At 60.0% G+C, this 16,834-nt stretch carries 17 protein-coding genes; 15 read left to right on the forward strand and 2 right to left on the reverse strand.

Annotated features, from left to right (window positions below; translation table 11 throughout):
- The 4 genes from BQ7388_RS11005 to BQ7388_RS11020 all read left to right on the forward strand — a co-directional run.
- Nucleotides 1-1,296: tannase (locus BQ7388_RS11005; RefSeq protein ID WP_072500679.1), on the forward strand; the 1,296-nt coding region annotated here is incomplete at its 5' end.
- 136 nt (nt 1,297-1,432) lie between these two features.
- The gene (locus BQ7388_RS11010; protein WP_072500680.1) at nt 1,433-1,924 is read left to right on the forward strand and encodes a CarD family transcriptional regulator; all 492 of its coding nucleotides are present in this window, start codon (nt 1,433-1,435) and stop codon (nt 1,922-1,924) included.
- A 129-nt stretch (nt 1,925-2,053) separates the two neighbouring features.
- Nucleotides 2,054-2,350 carry an ACT domain-containing protein gene (locus BQ7388_RS11015; RefSeq protein WP_009279658.1) on the forward strand — a complete coding sequence of 99 codons (297 nt, stop codon included), beginning with the start codon at nt 2,054-2,056 and terminating at the stop codon, nt 2,348-2,350.
- 65 nt (nt 2,351-2,415) lie between these two features.
- Complete coding sequence (locus BQ7388_RS11020) at nt 2,416-3,870, forward strand: citrate/2-methylcitrate synthase (RefSeq protein ID WP_083558395.1); 1,455 nt, start codon at nt 2,416-2,418, stop codon at nt 3,868-3,870.
- An 8-nt stretch (nt 3,871-3,878) separates the two neighbouring features.
- Here the strand turns inward: BQ7388_RS11020 and BQ7388_RS11025 are convergent, their stop codons facing one another.
- The gene (locus BQ7388_RS11025; protein WP_072500681.1) at nt 3,879-4,754 is read right to left on the reverse strand and encodes a MurR/RpiR family transcriptional regulator; all 876 of its coding nucleotides are present in this window, start codon (nt 4,752-4,754) and stop codon (nt 3,879-3,881) included.
- Between the two features lie 229 nt (nt 4,755-4,983).
- On the opposite strand from BQ7388_RS11025, the gene gndA reads away from it, so the two are divergent.
- The 11 genes from gndA (at nt 4,984) to BQ7388_RS11080 (ending at nt 15,007) form a co-directional block, all read left to right on the forward strand.
- On the forward strand, nt 4,984-6,417 hold the full coding sequence (gene gndA, locus BQ7388_RS11030) for an NADP-dependent phosphogluconate dehydrogenase (protein ID WP_072500682.1): 1,434 nt from the start codon (nt 4,984-4,986) through the stop codon (nt 6,415-6,417).
- A 35-nt stretch (nt 6,418-6,452) separates the two neighbouring features.
- On the forward strand, nt 6,453-6,896 hold the full coding sequence (locus BQ7388_RS11035; protein ID WP_072500683.1) for a PTS sugar transporter subunit IIA: 444 nt from the start codon (nt 6,453-6,455) through the stop codon (nt 6,894-6,896).
- 49 nt (nt 6,897-6,945) lie between these two features.
- Complete coding sequence (locus BQ7388_RS11040; RefSeq protein ID WP_062529810.1) at nt 6,946-7,245, forward strand: PTS sugar transporter subunit IIB; 300 nt, start codon at nt 6,946-6,948, stop codon at nt 7,243-7,245.
- A 39-nt stretch (nt 7,246-7,284) separates the two neighbouring features.
- Entirely contained in the window at nt 7,285-8,589 is a 1,305-nt protein-coding gene (locus BQ7388_RS11045; RefSeq protein ID WP_062529812.1) for a PTS ascorbate transporter subunit IIC, read from the forward strand.
- A gap of 40 nt (nt 8,590-8,629) precedes the next feature.
- Nucleotides 8,630-9,598, forward strand: a complete 969-nt coding sequence (locus BQ7388_RS11050; protein ID WP_062529814.1) for a phosphotriesterase family protein — start codon at nt 8,630-8,632, stop codon at nt 9,596-9,598.
- A gap of 45 nt (nt 9,599-9,643) precedes the next feature.
- A complete protein-coding gene (locus BQ7388_RS11055; protein ID WP_072500684.1) occupies nt 9,644-10,618 on the forward strand; it encodes a D-isomer specific 2-hydroxyacid dehydrogenase family protein in 975 nt (324 codons plus the stop codon).
- A gap of 180 nt (nt 10,619-10,798) precedes the next feature.
- A complete protein-coding gene (locus tag BQ7388_RS11060) occupies nt 10,799-11,461 on the forward strand; it encodes a bifunctional 4-hydroxy-2-oxoglutarate aldolase/2-dehydro-3-deoxy-phosphogluconate aldolase (protein WP_197414916.1) in 663 nt (220 codons plus the stop codon).
- 51 nt (nt 11,462-11,512) lie between these two features.
- Entirely contained in the window at nt 11,513-12,610 is a 1,098-nt protein-coding gene (locus BQ7388_RS11065) for an iron-containing alcohol dehydrogenase family protein (protein ID WP_009279646.1), read from the forward strand.
- A gap of 41 nt (nt 12,611-12,651) precedes the next feature.
- Nucleotides 12,652-13,491 (forward strand): HAD family hydrolase, encoded by an 840-nt coding sequence (locus BQ7388_RS11070; protein WP_062529820.1) that lies wholly within the window; start codon nt 12,652-12,654, stop codon nt 13,489-13,491.
- A gap of 51 nt (nt 13,492-13,542) precedes the next feature.
- A complete protein-coding gene (locus tag BQ7388_RS11075) occupies nt 13,543-13,836 on the forward strand; it encodes a UxaA family hydrolase (RefSeq protein WP_072500685.1) in 294 nt (97 codons plus the stop codon).
- Complete coding sequence (locus BQ7388_RS11080; protein WP_062529822.1) at nt 13,829-15,007, forward strand: UxaA family hydrolase; 1,179 nt, start codon at nt 13,829-13,831, stop codon at nt 15,005-15,007. The genes BQ7388_RS11075 and BQ7388_RS11080 overlap by 8 nt, the downstream gene beginning before the upstream one ends.
- A gap of 116 nt (nt 15,008-15,123) precedes the next feature.
- Here BQ7388_RS11080 and BQ7388_RS11085 read toward each other — a convergent pair.
- A partial coding sequence (locus BQ7388_RS11085; RefSeq protein WP_072500687.1) for a KUP/HAK/KT family potassium transporter occupies nt 15,124-16,834 on the reverse strand: 1,711 nt, incomplete at its 5' end.

The raw sequence follows: 16,834 nt of genomic DNA on the forward strand, positions 1-16,834 counted from the left end.
CTCGGTGCGGGCGGGGACTCCGCGCTCTACCAGAAGTACCTGGAGGCCATCGGCGCCGTGACGCACGACCACGAGGGCAACGCGGTGTCCGACGCCATCTGCGGCTCCGCCTCCTGGTGTCCCGTCACCTCCTTCGACACCGCTGACGGGGCGTACGAATGGATGATGGGCCAGTTCTCCACCACGGGGACGCGCAAGGAGGGCAGCTGGACCGCCCAGCTCTCGCACGACCTCGCCGACTCCTACGGTGACTATGTGAACCAGCTCGGTCTGACGGACGGCGAGGGCAACGCCCTCGGGCTCGAGGAGACCTCGGACGGGAGCTACCTTGCGGGCGAGTACTACGACCAGCTGCTAGGTTGCATCGAGGACGGTGCGAGCAGCTTCCTCTCCAGCACTGAGTTCCCCTACACCTACACGCCTGCCCGCATGTCCGACTCCTGCTTCCCGGGCGACCCCAACCTCGCCGCCTCGGGTGCGGACGAGATCGACGCCCTGAGCTCCGCCGGCTCCACGCCCACGACCTCTGGTGCGGGCACGTCCGGGACGGGCGGAGATGGTACGGGGGCGGAGTCGTCTTCGGCCGGATCCGCGTCTACCACCGCGTCGGCCACCGGCGTCTCCCAGGTGCAGTCCACGGTCTATGAGTCTCTGGGTAGCTACCTCTCTGCCCTCAACTCGGACTCGCGTTGGATCACCTACAGCAGCTCGCGCCAGACCGCGCGCATCACGGAGCTTTGGGACTTCGTCGCGAAGTGCCGCCCGGCACAGAAGGAGGTCTGCGCCTTCGACGCGCTGGACCGCTCTACCATGGCGAACCAGCTCTTTGGCATCGACGCCGAGTCCACCCTCCACTTCGACCGCACGGTGTCGGACCTCCTGGCCAATAACCAGGTGAGCTACGCGACCTTCGAGGGCTGGGACGGCAGCTACGTGAGCTCCTGGAGCGCGGACGTCGTGAAGAAGGACGCCTTGGGCGTGAGCATGGCCGACCGAGTCCAGTCCATGAACCCGCTGTACCACATCTGTGGCAGCTACGAGGGCTTCGGCCAGGCTAAGGTCGCCCCACACTGGCGCATCAACACGGGGCTCTTCCAGACCGAGTCCGCGCTCTGTGGGGAGCTCAACCTCGCGCGCGCCCTCTCGGCCTACGACGGCGTCAGGGACGTCGCCTTCACCCCGGTGTGGGGGAGGGGCTACGAGCTCGCCGAGGCCTCGGGAGACCCGCAGGACAGGCTTGTCGCCTGGGTCCTCTCCTGCCTGGAGTCCGAGGCTGCCGCCGTTCAGGCAAGTTAGGCTATCGCCGAGAAGGAAACGAATAAAGATACGGCTACCCTTACCTGAGTGCAAGAGTAAACAGAGCAAAATTTGAGATTTTCTCCCCTTCCGTGATAGACTCGAAGAAGTCGAACACGGAAGGGGTGCTGTCTGCATGTATGAGGTCGGGGAGTACATCGTTCATCCGGGCCAGGGCGTCTGCAGGGTGGATGAGGTGGTCGATGACCCTCAGCCCAGCTATCAGCTCATGCCCGTGGACGCGAGGCACCCCATGCGCATCAGCTTCCCCATCGCGAGCGAGTCGCGCCTTCGCCCCGTCCTCACCCACGACGAGGCGATGACCCTCATCGGCGAGTACCCGAGCCTGGACGTCGTGGAGCTCGGTCCCAACAACAACGCCATGGAGGAGCACTTCAAGAACAAGATCCGCCGTGGCAGCTGCCGTGACTCCGTGCGCGTGGCGAAGACCTTCCGCCGCCGCATCGCGCAGGTCAGGGCCAACAACAAGAAGCCGCCCGTGGCGTACGAGCGCATCCTCAAGCAGGCGCGCGAGCGCTCCCTGCAGGAGCTTGCCGTGGCCCTGGACTCCACCAAGGAGGACGTGCAGCAGCTCTTCGCCCAGCGCGAGGAGGCCGCCACGGCCTAGGTTACGCTTGTGCTCCCGCTTGGCCCGTCCGGCCGGGACGGGGGCGGGACTGCCATACAATGGTACGACGCAGAACCAGCGTGGGCGCCGATGCGGTGCCCACGCGCTCTTTGAGGGGAGAAACGCCACATGGCGGTAGCAGACGAAGCCTCCAAGTCCCGTGCCATCATCACCGTCCTGGGCAGCGACCGCCCGGGCATCGTGGCCGCGGTCACGGCGGCGCTCGCGCATCACGGCGCAAACATCCTGGACATCTCCCAGACGATCCTGCAGGGTACCTTCACCATGACCATGCTGGTCGACCTGGCCGACTCCAAGGTCGACTTCTCCGCGCTCCAGGACGAGCTGAGCGGCCTCTCGGGCGAGCTGGGCGTGCAGACCAACATGCAGCGCGAGGAAGTCTTCAACTTCATGTACCGCCTCTAGCGCGGCCAGCCGCGGCGGCGCTCCCGCGCGCAATGGCGGCAGACGAGAGGAGCGTGGAAAGAGACATGCCCAAGAGCCCCCTGACGCATCGGGCTAGGAGCTTCCTCACCTCGAAGGACACCTCCGCCCTGAGCCACATAGCCGACGCCTACCCCATGCCCTCCGAGGGGCTGGGACGTCCCGCCGCGTCCGATGGCCTCTACGAAGGCATGCAGCGTGCGGACAGGCTCCCGGACGAGCTCTACGAGCGCTACGACGTGAAGCGCGGCCTGCGCAACGCCGACGGCTCCGGGGTGCTTGTGGGCCTCACCACCATCTCGAACGTGCACGGCTATAACAAGGTGGACGGGCGCCTCGTCCCCGACCGCGGGGACCTCAGGTACCGTGGCTACTCCATCTCGGACCTTGTGGAGGGAAGCCACGCCGACGACCGCTTCGGCTACGAGGAGGTGGCCTACCTCCTCCTCTCCGGTGCCCTGCCCACCCAGGCGGAGCTCGACGACTTCCGTGCGCGCATCGACTCCCGCCGACAGCTGCCCGAGGGCTACCTGGACATCTTCCCGCGCGTCACCTACAGCCACTCCATCATGAACGTGCTGCAGCGCGCGACCCTCCTGCTCTACGCCTTCGACCGCAACCCGGACGACACCTCGCCCGAGCACGAGATAGACGTGGCGCTCTCGCTTCTGGGCCGCTGGCCCCGCGTGGCGAGCGTTGCGCACCAGGCCTACGTCGCCTCGAACGAGGGGGTGCGCCTGCGCGTGCCTCCCGCCCGAGAGGGCTACTCCATGGCCGAGACCATCCTGGACGTGCTGCGGGGGGACGAGGGCTTCAGCAGGAGCGAGGCCATGCTCCTCGACGCCATGCTCATGCTGCACGCGGAGCATGGCGGCGGCAACAACTCGAGCTTCACCTGCCGCGTGCTGAGCTCTTCGGGCACGGACGCCTACAGCGCCTACGCCGCCGCGCTGGGCTCCCTCAAGGGCCCCAAGCATGGGGGAGCCAACTACAAGGCAGGGGAGATGATCGAGGACATAGCCGCTCACGTGGGCGACTGGTCGAGCGACACGCAGGTGGCGGACTACCTCACGCGCATCCTGGGGCGCGAGGCCTTCGACGGGACCGGCCTCATATACGGCCTGGGGCATGCCGTATACACCGTGAGCGACCCGCGCGCCGAGGTCGTGCGCGAGCAGGCGAGGAAGCTTGCGGAGGAGAAGGGGGAGCTGGACAAGCTCGAGCTCATTGGCCGCGTGGAGAGGCTTGGCCCCGAGCTCATGCGCGAGGTGCGCGGCATCACCAAGCCCATCAGCACCAACATCGACCTCTACACCGGCTTCGTGTACTCCATGCTAGGCATCCCCAAGGACCTCTACACGCCCATCTTCGCCATGGCCCGCTGCGCCGGTTGGGCGGCCCATCGCATGGAGGAGCTCTATGGCGCCGCGCGCATCATACGTCCCGCCTACCGTTCGGTCATGGGGGGCTCATCCTACGTCCCCATAGGCAGGAGGGGCTAGGCTCGCTCCTAGAGGGGGTCCATCTGGCCCGAGTAGTCTGCCTTCGTGGTCGCAATCGCCCGGCGCATCTTGTGCAGGGTCTCTGATACCTGGGGCATCCTGAACATCACTGCCGTGTAGAGCGTGTCGATGAGGACGAGCTGGGAGATGCGGCTGGAGAGCGACTCGGAGCGATAGCCCGTCTCGTCCGAGATGGAGACGAGGGCCACGTCCGCATTCTCCAACAGCTTGCTCGAGGGGTAGCTCGTGATGACGATGGTGCGCGCGCCCGCATCCTTTGCTATGGCGGAGAGGTGGATCATCTCCTTGGTGAGCCCGGTGTGGCTGATGATGATGGCGCAGTCTTCCGGCCCCATGACGGATGCCTGCATGAGCTGCAGGTGGTAGTCTTGGGCGAACTGGGAGCGCAGGGGAGAGCGAAGGAACTTCTGGTATGAGTCGTAGGCGACTGCGTTCGACTCTCCACAGCCGTGGAATGACACTCGCGTCGACCCCAGGAGTATGTCGACGGCGTTCGATATCGCTTCGGGGTCCTGCAGGCGCAACGTGTCTTCGAGAGACTTGATGCTTGACTGGAACACGTGCTGAGTTACGGTCGGGATGTCGTCGTCCGGGCAAATGTTCTCGTGGATGGACGTCTGCGGGTCGTAGGCATCTGCGAGAAGGTCGTCACGGAATTCCCTGAATCCCTGGTAGCCTAACCGCTTCGCGAACTTGAAGATGGTCGAGTCCGCAAGTCGGAGCTTCGAGGCCATCTCGCTGATCGTCATTCGGGAGGCCTCGACGGGATTGGCAAGGATGAACTGAGCAATTTTCTGCTCCTTCGGCGTGAAGGTCGAAGAAGAGGACTTGATTCTGAGCAGCACGGCAGGGGTTGCGCTCATTGCGCTCGTCCAATCTCAAGAGTAGAACGTCGCTTTTAATAAAAGCAATTATAAAATATACCTGCAATATTATCGCCTGAATGACCTGCCACCGCAAATCGCGACAAAAAACAAAAAAATTTCGACACCAAATACTAAATTGGAAAAAACTAGTCTAGAATATGACGAGTCTCAGGAGTTCATGTGTGGTTTGCGTTGTCCAGAAGGATCTCTTTGAAAGGGGAGCGCCATGGGCAGTTACGTGGGAGTCGTCGGAATGGGAGTGATGGGCCAGAGTCTTGCCCTCAACATCGCCAATCATGGCTATACCGTCTCGGTCTACAACCGTCACGGCGAGGCGACCAAGGACTTCATGGAGAGTCGCGTGAAGGCCCAGAAGGACAAGGTCACCGCAACATACGAGCTCAAGGACTTCGTGGACTCGCTTGAGGCTCCCCGCAAGGTCATCCTCATGGTGAAGGCCGGTCCCGTGGTCGATGCGGTCACCGACAGCCTCCTTCCCTTCCTCAGCGAGGGCGACATCGTCGTCGACGCCGGGAACTCCTATTACAAGGACACGAGTCGCCGCATGGCGGACTATGCAAAGAAGGGAATCAGCTTCTTTGGCATGGGTGTATCCGGAGGCGAGAAGGGCGCTCTCGTCGGTCCGTCCATCATGCCCAGCGGTGACAAGAATCTCTATGACAACTACCTTGGCAAGCTGCTGACCGACATTTCGGCCCATACCGAGGACGGCAGCCCCTGCTGCGACTACATCGGTCCGGAGGGCTCCGGCCAGTACGTCAAGATGGTGCACAACGGCATCGAGTACGGTGACATCCAGATCATCGACGAGGCCTACTTCATCATGAAGAACGTGCTCGGCATGAGCAACGCCGAGATGGCAGACACCTTCGAGAGCTGGAACAACGGCCGCTTGGATTCCTTCCTGATAGAGATAACCTACAAGATCCTTCGCGAGAAGGACCCTGATACGGGTGACGACCTCATTGACCACATCTTGGACGAAGCCGCCCAGAAGGGCACGGGCATGTGGACGGCAATCGAGGGCCTCGAGATGCACATGGCGATTCCCACCATGGCGGAGGCCGTATTCGCACGTAACCTCTCGGCCGTGAAGGACGAGCGCGTCATCGCCTCAAAGGTGTTCACCGACAAGCCGAGCGTGAGCGTCGAGGACAGGGATGCGCTGCTCGCCGACCTCGAGCAGGCGGTGTACGCGAGCAAGATCATGTCCTACGCGCAGGGGTTCCAGCTTCTGGAAAAGGCATCCCGCGAGCATGACTGGAACCTCAAGCTCGGTGACATCGCACTGCTCTGGCGCGAGGGCTGCATCATTCGCGCGAAGTTCCTCGGCCGCATCAAGGCGGCATATGACCAGAGTGACGGCAAGGTTCAGAACCTCATGCTCACCGACGAGTTTCGCGACGAGATAAAGGCTGCCGTGCCTGGTTGGCGACGTGTGGTCGTCAAGGCCATCGAGGCCGGCGTCTATGTCCCGACCCTTGCCAACTCCCTTATGTACTTCGATGGCTATACGAGTGAGTTTCTCTCTGCGAACCTCTGCCAGGCGCAGAGGGACTGGTTCGGCGCCCACACCTATCACCGTGACGACCAGCCTCACGATCTCTCCTTCCACCACAGGTGGGAGGAGCTGGACTAGAAACGAGCCTCCTCCACCAAAAAAGGAGCAGACACATGCTTGAGAACTGGCTAAACAAAGATTGCATCAGCTTGAACGTTGACGCTCAGGACTATCGCCAAGCGATTCAGATTGGTGGTGATCTACTTGTTGCAAATGGCAAGGCAGAAAAAACTTTTGTCACGGCCATGATTGATGCTGTTGCTGACCTAGGGCCGTACATGGTTGTCGCTCCTGGTATTGCAATCCCTCATGCTCGTCCCGAGAGTGGTGCAAAGGCAGTCGGTCTTAGCCTGGTGACACTGAATAGCCCAGTTAACTTCGGGAACCTGGAAAACGACCCCGTGTGGCTTGTTGCTTGTCTATGCGCGCTGGATTCCGAGTCGCACATTGAGCTTCTACAGCGCTTCGCGAACCTCCTCGCTGATGATGAAGCGGTTAAGAAAATAAAGAACGCTAGTGATGCCGAAGAGGTTATTGAATTGATCTCAAGGTATTAGTAAGGAGGTATCGAGACCGCGAGTGCACATCTGAGCAAAGGAGAGATTTATGAAAAAGAGATATAGCATCACCGCTCTTTGCGGCATGGGACTTGGTACAAGCAGTCTTGCGCGTATGGCAATCATGGATTACGTCAAGAGTCATGGAATTGATGCGAATGTGACTGTCGCTGACATTGGTAGTGTCAAGGGCATTACGAGCGACATCATCCTGACCACTAAGAGCATGGCAAACCACATTCCCAGCTCTGTGAGCGAGCAGTCCACTGTCATTCTCGTTACGAACCTCATCAAGAAGGACGAAATCAACTCGAAGTTAGATGAGTACTTCTCCTCAGTTAGTGAGTAGCACGTTCTTGTCTGAGCTGACTCAAACAAAGGGGTAGTCATGGAATTGCTTAGCAATATTGGGAACTTTATTATCTTCCAAATTCTCGACCAAGCACCTATTTTCCTCGGTCTCATCACTCTTGTGGGTATGCTTCTCCAGAAATCCAAAGGGTCCGAAATCTTTGATGCCGTCATCAAGACTGTCGTCGGCATGCTTATCCTTAGCGCTGGTGCCAATCTCATTTCTGGAACCATTACCCCGGTCATGCAGCTCCTCAACAATGTTGTCGGCGTTAGCGGTGTCATGCCTATGAACGAGGCCGCTTTCGGAGTCGCCATGACATCAGTGGCTGAGACTGCCGTGACCATCTTTGTCTTCGGCTTCTTGATTCATCTGGTCCTCGTATACCTCATCCCAAACAAAGGCATGAAGAACGTGTACCTTACCGCGCACATGATGCTTTATCTTGCTATCTTTCTGACACTTACAGTGAACTCCACGTTGGGTCTCGAGGGCATTCCCCTAATTGTTGTTTCCTCTGTCCTCGCGGCGCTCTACTGGACCTTTACTCCAGCAATTCCACGTGCCCTTGGTAAGAAGTATTTTGGCGAGGACTTTACTCTGGGCCACGCTCAGCAGTTTGGCACCCTGATAGGCGCTCTTTGCGGCAAACTCTTCAAGAACCATGCCGAGGAGGAAGACGCAGACAACATCGTTCTTCCCGGCGGTCTTTATCTTTTCCAGGACGTTACACTGGCGCTTTCCCTCATTATGCCCATTCTTTTCGTGATCATCGGTGTAGTGGTTGGCGAGGACCAGGTTATGACCCTTGCAGGCACCCAGAACTGGATTATCTTCCTGCTGATGCAAGGTCTACAGTTCGCGGCCGGGGTTGCGGTGATGCTCTACGGAGTGCGCATGTTCCTGAACTCGATCATACCCGCCTTCAAGGGCATTTCTGAGAAGCTCATTCCTAATTCAGTTCCCGCACTCGATTGTCCCGTCCTGTACCCTTACAGCCCCTCTGGTGCAATGTTCGGTTTCCTTGGATCTATTCCTGCTGGCATTCTTGTGTGCGTGCTTACGGCTGTGCTCGGCTCCGCGGTCGTTGTCTTCCCAAGTCCCATCATCCTTTTCTTCGACGGATGCACAGTCGGTGTGTTTGGTAACAAGTACGGTGGTTGGAAGGGCGCACTCCTGGGCGGCTTCGTTTCCAGCCTCATTGCTCACCTTGCTATCATCCCGCTATACCCAATGATGGGTTCTCTCTTCGGGTCTGGTCTCATGTTCAGCAACATTGACTACGCAGTCCTCTGGCTGCCTCTTCTGCTGGTATTTAAGTTCATTGGTGGCCTCATCTAATTTCAGTCTTGTCGGTGTTATGCCTGAATGGAGGTTGGTCATGAGATATGTCCAGACAGTTCTCGGAAAAGTGCCGGTTGATGACATCGGGATGACAGACGCTCATGACCACCTCATTCGTGTTGGTGGCATCGAGGTAATCTGCAATGGCTCAGATTTCGACATGCATGACGAACGCAAGGCACTGGAGGAACTTGAGCTATTCAAAGCGGTGAACGGAAACACGCTGGTCGAAATGACACCCATCGGCAGCGGCAGATCAATTGAAAGCTTGAGATTCCTTAGTCGTGAGTCAGGAGTTAACATCCTGTCAACGACAGGCTTTCACAAGTCAGAGCTCTATGACAAGTCTCACTTCTTGTGGAAATACGATCGAGATACACTTGCTCAACTCCTGATTGATGATGTGATGAGGGGTATAGACGTCTACGACTATGCTGGTCCAGTCGTGAAACGTTCAGAGGGCAAGGCTGGACTCATCAAGGCGGCATGTAGCCTTCAGAGCATCACATCGATTGAAAAGAAGGAACTTGAGGCGGCAGCGATTGCCTCAGGCGAGACGGGCGCACCGATTTCTCTTCACCTTGAAAAGGGAACCATGGCGCTTGAGGCGATTGACATCCTAACAAGAAACGGGGTTAGCCCGGACAACATCATCCTTGGCCACATTGATCGCAATCCAGACCTCTACTACCACAGAGCGATAGCCGAGCGTGGAGTGTTCCTGGCATACGATGGCGCTGCACGAGTTAAGTACTACACAGACGCTGTGATTGTTAGTCTGTATAAGAGCATGATTGACCTGGGCTTTGAGGATCAGCTCCTGATGGGTGCGGATCTCGGTGGAAAATCCTATTTCAGGGCATACGAGGGCGGTCCGGGATTGGGCTACAACTTCGGAATATTCGTTCCGAGATTGATTGATTGCGGCGTGCCTGAGGAAACCATACGAAAGATAACGATATATAACGCTAGAAATGCGTTCTGCAACAAAAAATTTGAGATTTAGCTCTTCAGACTTACTTTGCTGAAAGACGAAAAGAGATTGGGATTCATGGACTATCAAATTGCAATCGTTAATTCATCATCTTTTGGTCAGTACTATCCGGAGCACCTGGAGAGACTGGAAAAAATTGGCAGGGTGGCTCGTGTGCGCATTGCTGGGGATGCCCATGGACGTGAGCTCGCCAATGTCCTCAGGGACTTTAATGTCGTCATTTCATCCGTTACCCCGTTTTTTGATGCCGAGTTCTTCGAGTACAAAACGGACTTGCTCCTTCTGAGCAGGCATGGAATTGGGTTCAACAACGTGGATGTTGTTGCTGCAAAGAGGGCCGGGACCTTGGTGACAACTGTCTCCCCGAGGGTTGAGCGCGATGCGGTCGCAGAAGGTGCGGTTGCGACGTTGTTGGATGTCATGCGAAGAGTCAGTGACTCTCATGCTGCAGCGAATGCGGGTCGGTGGGCTGACAGAGCAAGCTTTATTGGGTCTGGTTTGAGTGGAAAGACCCTTGGTATTGTTGGCTGTGGCAATATAGGCTCTCGTGTGGTCGAGATTCTGAGCCGTGGCTTTGACATGCGAGTTCTCGCATACGATCCTATTCAACATGGGATGTGGGCTGATGTTCTCGGAGTGAGGTACTGTGGTCTCGACGAGGTTATCTCCCAGTGTGATGTCCTCTCGCTCAACGCAGATCTCAATGAGAGCTCACATCACATTATCAACGAGCGTACTTTGTCGCTCATGAAGAGAGGCGTCTATGTCGTTGACAATGCGCGAGCAGACCTCATAGACCAGGAGGCGATGTTGAGGGCGCTTGATAACGGAACCGTAGCTGGTCTCGCTCTTGATGTCATGCATGATGAGCCGCCTGCACCGGATGACCCTTACTTCAACCACCCAAAGGTCCTGGTTACGACACATATTTCTGCGTATACCAGGGAGTGTCTGTACGGAATGGGTGAGAAATGCGTCGGTGATGTCGAGAGGTTTGTACGGGGCGAAGCGCCTGTCAATGCAAAAAGCTAACGCGATTTCCCCATTGAACTGAACGTTGGTGGCTGTCCTGACTGCTCCTCTGGTCGGGACAGCCATCTCCTTTTCGTCTTCTATATGAAAAAAATTCGACAATAGAAAGAAAATAGGAAAAAGAATTCGCTATACTGGAGTCAGGAGAGAAAATCTTTCTAGACAAAGCTAGGAGGGCAGATGACTGGTATTTCATTCATGAAGGAGAACGGCTTCTATGAGGACGTTGCTCGCTGTGGCGTGGTGCCTGTCGTGGTGCTAGACGATCCGGCTGATGCCGTTCCCCTGGCACGTGCGCTCGAGGAGGGTGGACTTCCTGCGGCGGAGGTGACGTTCAGGACCGCCGCGGCGGCAGAGTGCATCTCGCTGATTTCCCGCGAGTGCCCGGGCGTCCTGGTTGGCGCGGGAACCGTCCTTGACCTGGAGCAGGCAAAGCGTGCCGTCGACGCGGGTGCAAGGTACCTCGTCTCTCCAGGCACGGATCGCGATGTCGTCGAGTGGGCCCTCTCCGAGCGCGTGAACGTCATTCCCGCCGGCGTCACGCCAACCGAGATCACCTGGCTGAGGAACCAGGGAATCGACGTGACGAAGTTCTTCCCGGCGAATCTTTTCGGAGGCGCAAAGGCGATCACTGCACTCGCTTCGGTCTTTGTCGGGCATAGGTTCATGCCCACGGGAGGAGTGAGCCGGGACAACCTTGGCGAGTACCTCTCCAATCCTGCGGTGATTGCGGCAGGGGGAACGTGGATGGTGAAGCCCGCCCTGTTCGCGGACGGCGACTTCTCCGAGGTGACGCGCATCGCGCGAGAGGCGTCGGAACGCGTGTCAGGGATTCGCTCCTAAGGACACGAGGGCTTTCGCAGTATTCACGCCGTGTGGATGGAGATGAGTGACATGGCAAGCAGCACGACAGAGCTGGACACCGCAATCAAATTCGGAGCAGGAAGGTATCGCCAGGAACGGGGCTTGCTGGCGGAGTGCGGCCCAGAGATCGGCCGATTCGGGAGGCGTCCCCTCGTGGTCGCCGGCCCCAACTCCTGGGAGGCAATGGGAGACGCCCTGATGCGCAGCATGGAGGCGGATGGGCTCAGGCCCCAGGTGGAGGTCTACGGGGGATGGTGCTCCTTCGAGGGTGCCGAGGAGCTCGCCGAGAAGGCAAGGAAGTACGGTGCCGACGAGGTCGTCGGCGTTGGCGGGGGCAGGATCATGGACCTCGCCAAGGCAGTCGGCGAGACGGCGGGCCTGGGCACGGTGAACATTCCCACTGCGGCATCGAGCTGTGCCCCCTTCACCTGCATGAGCGTCATGTACACCGCAGAGGGCGGCAAGAAGCTCAGCTGGCGCTTCGACCACGAGATCGACGCATGCCTGATGGACATGGACGTCATCGCGAACTGTCCCATCCGATTTACCGCGGCTGGCATCGTCGACGCCATGGCCAAGCGCATCGAGATGCTGAACGGAAAGCCCGCCCTCAGCCTGGCAGACACCCCCGTCGACATCTTCAGCGCCTACAGCATCGCCGAGTACACCTACAGGGTCCTCAAGGACAACGCCCTCACGGCCATCGAAGACAACCGCAGGCACGAGGCCACCAAGGCACTCAACGACGTGGCGTTCATGAACGTTCCCATCACGGGCGTCATCGCCAACACGACGAAGAGCTTCAAGCAGTCCGAGCTCGCGCATGTGATCTACGACGGCGTGAGGACCATCTTCACCAAAGAGGGCCAGAAGGCCGTCCACGGCGAGATCGTCGGCGTCGGGCTCTTCTGCCAGCTCTACTTCAACGGCCAGCAGGACCAGGTGCAGGAGCTTCGGGAGTTCATGCGTGCCATGGACATGCCGCTCAGCTTCGAGGACCTGGGCATCGAGTCGAGCGACAAGAACCTTGACGCCATCGAGGAGTACATTGTCAACTCGAGGCACTACAACAGCGACGACCCTGATGACCGTCGTCGCCTTCACGAGGCCGTCCATCAGATGGCATAGGTTCGATAGCCAAGGAGCTTGGCTGGCGAGAGGGGAATGCGATGACCGGGATGCCGCAGATGGTCTTCTGTGACTTGGACGGGACCCTTCTCGACGGCGAGAAGCAGATGAGCGACCGCACCCGGAGGGCCCTGCAGAGGCTCGCCGGGTGCGGCATTGGCTTCGTTCCCAGCACGGGCCGTTCCGTGGTGGGCATTCCGCAGGAGGTCATCGATCTCTCTGGCGCTCGTTACGCGATCACGGCCGATGGTGCCACGGTCTGCCAGCTTTCCCACGGCGGGCAGACGGACCTTCGCGCCAGCACGATCCCGCGGGACGCGGTCGTCGGCCTCCTGGACCTCGTCGGTCACTCGGCTTCGTACATCGACCTCTTCAGCGAGGGAGAGGCGTATGTCGAGCGGGGGGAGATGCGAAAGCTCGATGGCTTCGGGCTCCTGCCTGGCGACGTGGCATACATCCGCTCCGTCCGCAACGAGATCGACACCACGCTGGTGGACTTCGTTGCCCAGGGACACCCCGTCGAGCGACTCACGGTCTTCTTTGCGGATGAGAGAATGCGTGACGCCGTCTATGGCTTCTCACAAGAAAGAGGGGACCTGGCCTGCTACACCTCCCAGCGGGCGAACATCGAGGTCACGAGTGCCGGGGCGAGCAAGGGCAGTGCCCTGCTCTGGCTTTGCGACCGATTCGGCATACCTGCGGAGGAGACCATCGCGTTCGGGGACTCCCTGAACGACGTCTCGATGCTCAGGGAGGCCGGAGTCGGCGTCGCCATGGTCAACGCCGACGAGGGAGTCAGGATTCAGGCGGACGACGTCACTCGCCTCGGCAACGACGAGTCCGGCGTTGCCGAGTACCTCGAGGGGCTCCTCCCGGCCTGATCCGGAGACGTGCCGGCCAACCAGATTCTGTCGCGTCAAGGGAGGTCAATCGTGCCCTGCAAAGCCCTCTGCCTGCATGCCGACGACGATGTCGCCACCGTGCTGTCGGACGTCGCCATGGGCGACCGCGTCGTGGTGACCGACAAGGCTGGTGGACGCGTGTGCGAGCTCGTCTGCCAGGACTCGATCGACGCCTTTCACAAGATCGCCCTGCATCCCATCGGTTCGGGCGAGGTGGTCCATAAGTACGGAGAGGCGATCGGCAGGGCGACCGAGGACATCCTTCCGGGTGGCCACGTTCACGTGCACAACCTGGAGAGCATAAGGACGAGGAAGCATGATTAGCGGATACGTCCGCCCCGGCGGCAAGATGGGTATCCGGAACCACGTGCTCGTCCTCTCGAGCGTGGGCTGCGCCAACAATGTGGTACGACGCATCGCCCAGCAGGTCGAAGGCGCCGTTGGCGTGGAGAACACCAAGGGGTGCGGCCAGGTGGGCAACGGCATCAGGATCATGCGACGCTGCCTTGCCAACCTGACCCAGAACCCCAACGTCTTCGCAACTCTGCTTGTCGGATTGGGCTGCGAGAGCACGAAGCCCCTGGAGCTCGCCGAGCAGGTCTCGCGGATGAGCGACAAGCCTGTTGCCGCCATCACCATCCAGGATTGCGGCGGCACCCTGAAGGCCGTCGAGGAGGGCGTGCGCATCGCCCGCGAGCTGGTGGCGCAGTCCGCCCTGGCCCGGCGCGTTCCGATGCCCCTGAACAAGCTGGTTCTGGGAACGAACTGCGGAGGCTCGGATGCCACGAGCGGCCTGGCGGCAAACCCCACCATCGGTCTCGTGAGCGATTGGGTCATCGATGGCGGCGGCACCGTCCTCATGGGCGAGACGACCGAGCTCATCGGTGCCGAGCACATCCTCTCGCGCCGTGCTGCCACCAAGGAGGTCTCGGACGACATCCTGAGGATGGTCGGGCGTCTCGAGGACGATTTCCTGGCCAATGACATAGACGTGCGTGGTGCGAACCCCTCGCCCGGAAACATGCGCGGCGGCCTGTCGACGCTCGAGGAGAAGTCGCTGGGAGGCATCTCCAAGGGTGGCTCCCATCCCGTCTCGCAGGTGGTCCGGTACGGAGAGGTGCCCTCAAAGGGTGGCTTCGTCTTCATGGACACCCCGGGCTACGACATCGAGTCCGTCTCGGGCATGTCTGCCGGGGGAGCGCAGGTCATGCTCTTCTCCACGGGCAGGGGCACCCCGATAGGGAACCCCCTCATGCCAGTCATAAAGGTGACGGGGAACGCACTTACCTTCCAGCGCATGAGGGACAACATCGACTTCGATGCCTCCGGGGTCATAGCGGGGCGTTCTACGCTGGGGGAGCAGGCAGACTCCCTCAAAGCCCTGCTCCGTGACGTCTGCAACGGCACCCCATCCAAGGCGGAGCTCCTGGGATTCGACGACTTTGCCATCTATCACGGGCAGGAGTACTGGTGCGGCTGCGAGTTCGCATCGTAGCCCTGGCATGGCAGCCGGACCCCTGAGGCAGACATAAGGGTCTTCGACAAGACGAGAGGCACCGGACTGCGTCCCCGGTGCCTCTCGTCACTGAATCGCGCATGTGAAGGCTGGTCCTACTCCTCGCCCTCCTCGTCGAAGTAGCCCGCGTCCCCCGAGCCCTCCTCGTCCTCGTCGTCGATTACGAGGGGCCTGAAGCTCGCGGTGTCGCCACCGACGATCTCGTGCTCGACCTCCTCGGCGGCGATGGCGATCTGGCTCTTCATGGTGTCGGTGAAGATGTCGCCCTCCTCCTCGACGGCCTCCTCGGCCGTGACGGGTCGCATGCTGCCGGTGCTGCTCACGCCGGCGATGCGGGTGAGCTTGTGCTGGCGCTTGGACTTGCCGAACAGGGGGACGTGCTCGAAGATCAGGCTCGAGTTCTCGAGGCCGTACCAGCGTGCGGGAGAGCCGCAGATGCGGCGAATCAGGTACTTCAGGGCGATCACGTTGGCGTTCAGGCCCGAGATGTCGGACTCGGGCGAGAGGACCTTGCGGATCAGGCAGAAGCGGAAGTCGCCCACCTGGCTGTGGTCGCGGTAGATCGAGTACTTGTGGTCCTGCGGCGGCAGCTGGCCCGACGACATGAGGTCGGCCACGATCTGGTAGAGGTAGGTGTTGATGCGCTGGTTGACCCTGAAGCCCAGGCGCAGCTGCACCTTGAAGGCGAAGTCGGTGCCGAAGTCGTTCACGATGTACTCGTGGGTGTAGGGCTCGTTGGTGACCTGCACGTTGAGGAAGTAGTACGCCTTGGCGCGCTTGGGCCTCTTGTCCAGGATGGAATAGAGGATGTCGCGGTCCAGCTTGTCGGTCGAGGAGTCGTTGGTCAGGAAGATCAGGTTGTCGGCCACGTAGGGGTAGTCGTCGTCGTTGCGCAGGGCGTCCAGCTGGCCGATGTACTTGTTCACGGGCAGGTAGACGGTCTGGGTGTGCTCGACCGCCGTGCCGCGCCTCCACACGTACATGACCACGAAGATCGCCGCCGCCATGAGCACGGTGAAGTAGCCGCCGTGGAAGAACTTGGTCAGGCTCGAGAAGAAGAACATGAACTCGATGGCGCCGAAGAAGACCAGGAAGACCACGGCCAGGGCGCGCCGGCGCCTCACCTGCGAGAGGTAGGTGTAGAGCAGGATGGTGGTCATGAGCATGGTCACCGTGATGGCCAGGCCGTAGGCGGCCTCCATGTGGCTCGAGCGCTGGAAGAGCAGCACGACGAAGATGCAGGCCACCCACATGATGGAGTTGACCAGCGGGATGTAGATCTGGCCGCGGGTCTCGGAGGGGTAGTTGATCTTCATGTGGGGCATGAGGTCCAGGCGGATGGCCTCCGACACGATGGAGTACGAGCCGGTGATGAGCGCCTGCGAGGCGATGATGGCTGCCAGCGTCGAGAGGATGACGGCGAAGACGCGGAAGTCCTCGGGGACCATCTGGAAGAAGGGGTTGAGGTCGGTCACGCTGGCCAGGTGCTCGTTGCCACGCTGCGAGAGGATCCAGGCCCCCTGGCCCAGGTAGTTCAGGATGAGGCAGACCTTCACGAAGGGCCAGGTCATGTAGATGTTGGGCTTGCCCACGTGCCCCATGTCGGAGTAGAGGGCCTCGGCGCCGGTGGTGCAGAGGAAGACGTTGCCCAGGACCATGAGCCCCACGGCGTTGATGCTGCCGTCAAAGAGGAAGGTGATGCCGCGTAGGGGGTTGAGCGCGCGCAGCACGCCGAAGTCGGCGCCCATGTTGAGCAGGCCGGTGATTCCCAGAAAGAGGAACCACAGCGTCATGGCGGGGCCGAAG

The sequence above is a fragment of the Olsenella phocaeensis genome (genome assembly GCF_900120385.1).
GTDB lineage: Bacteria > Actinomycetota > Coriobacteriia > Coriobacteriales > Atopobiaceae > Olsenella_I > Olsenella_I phocaeensis.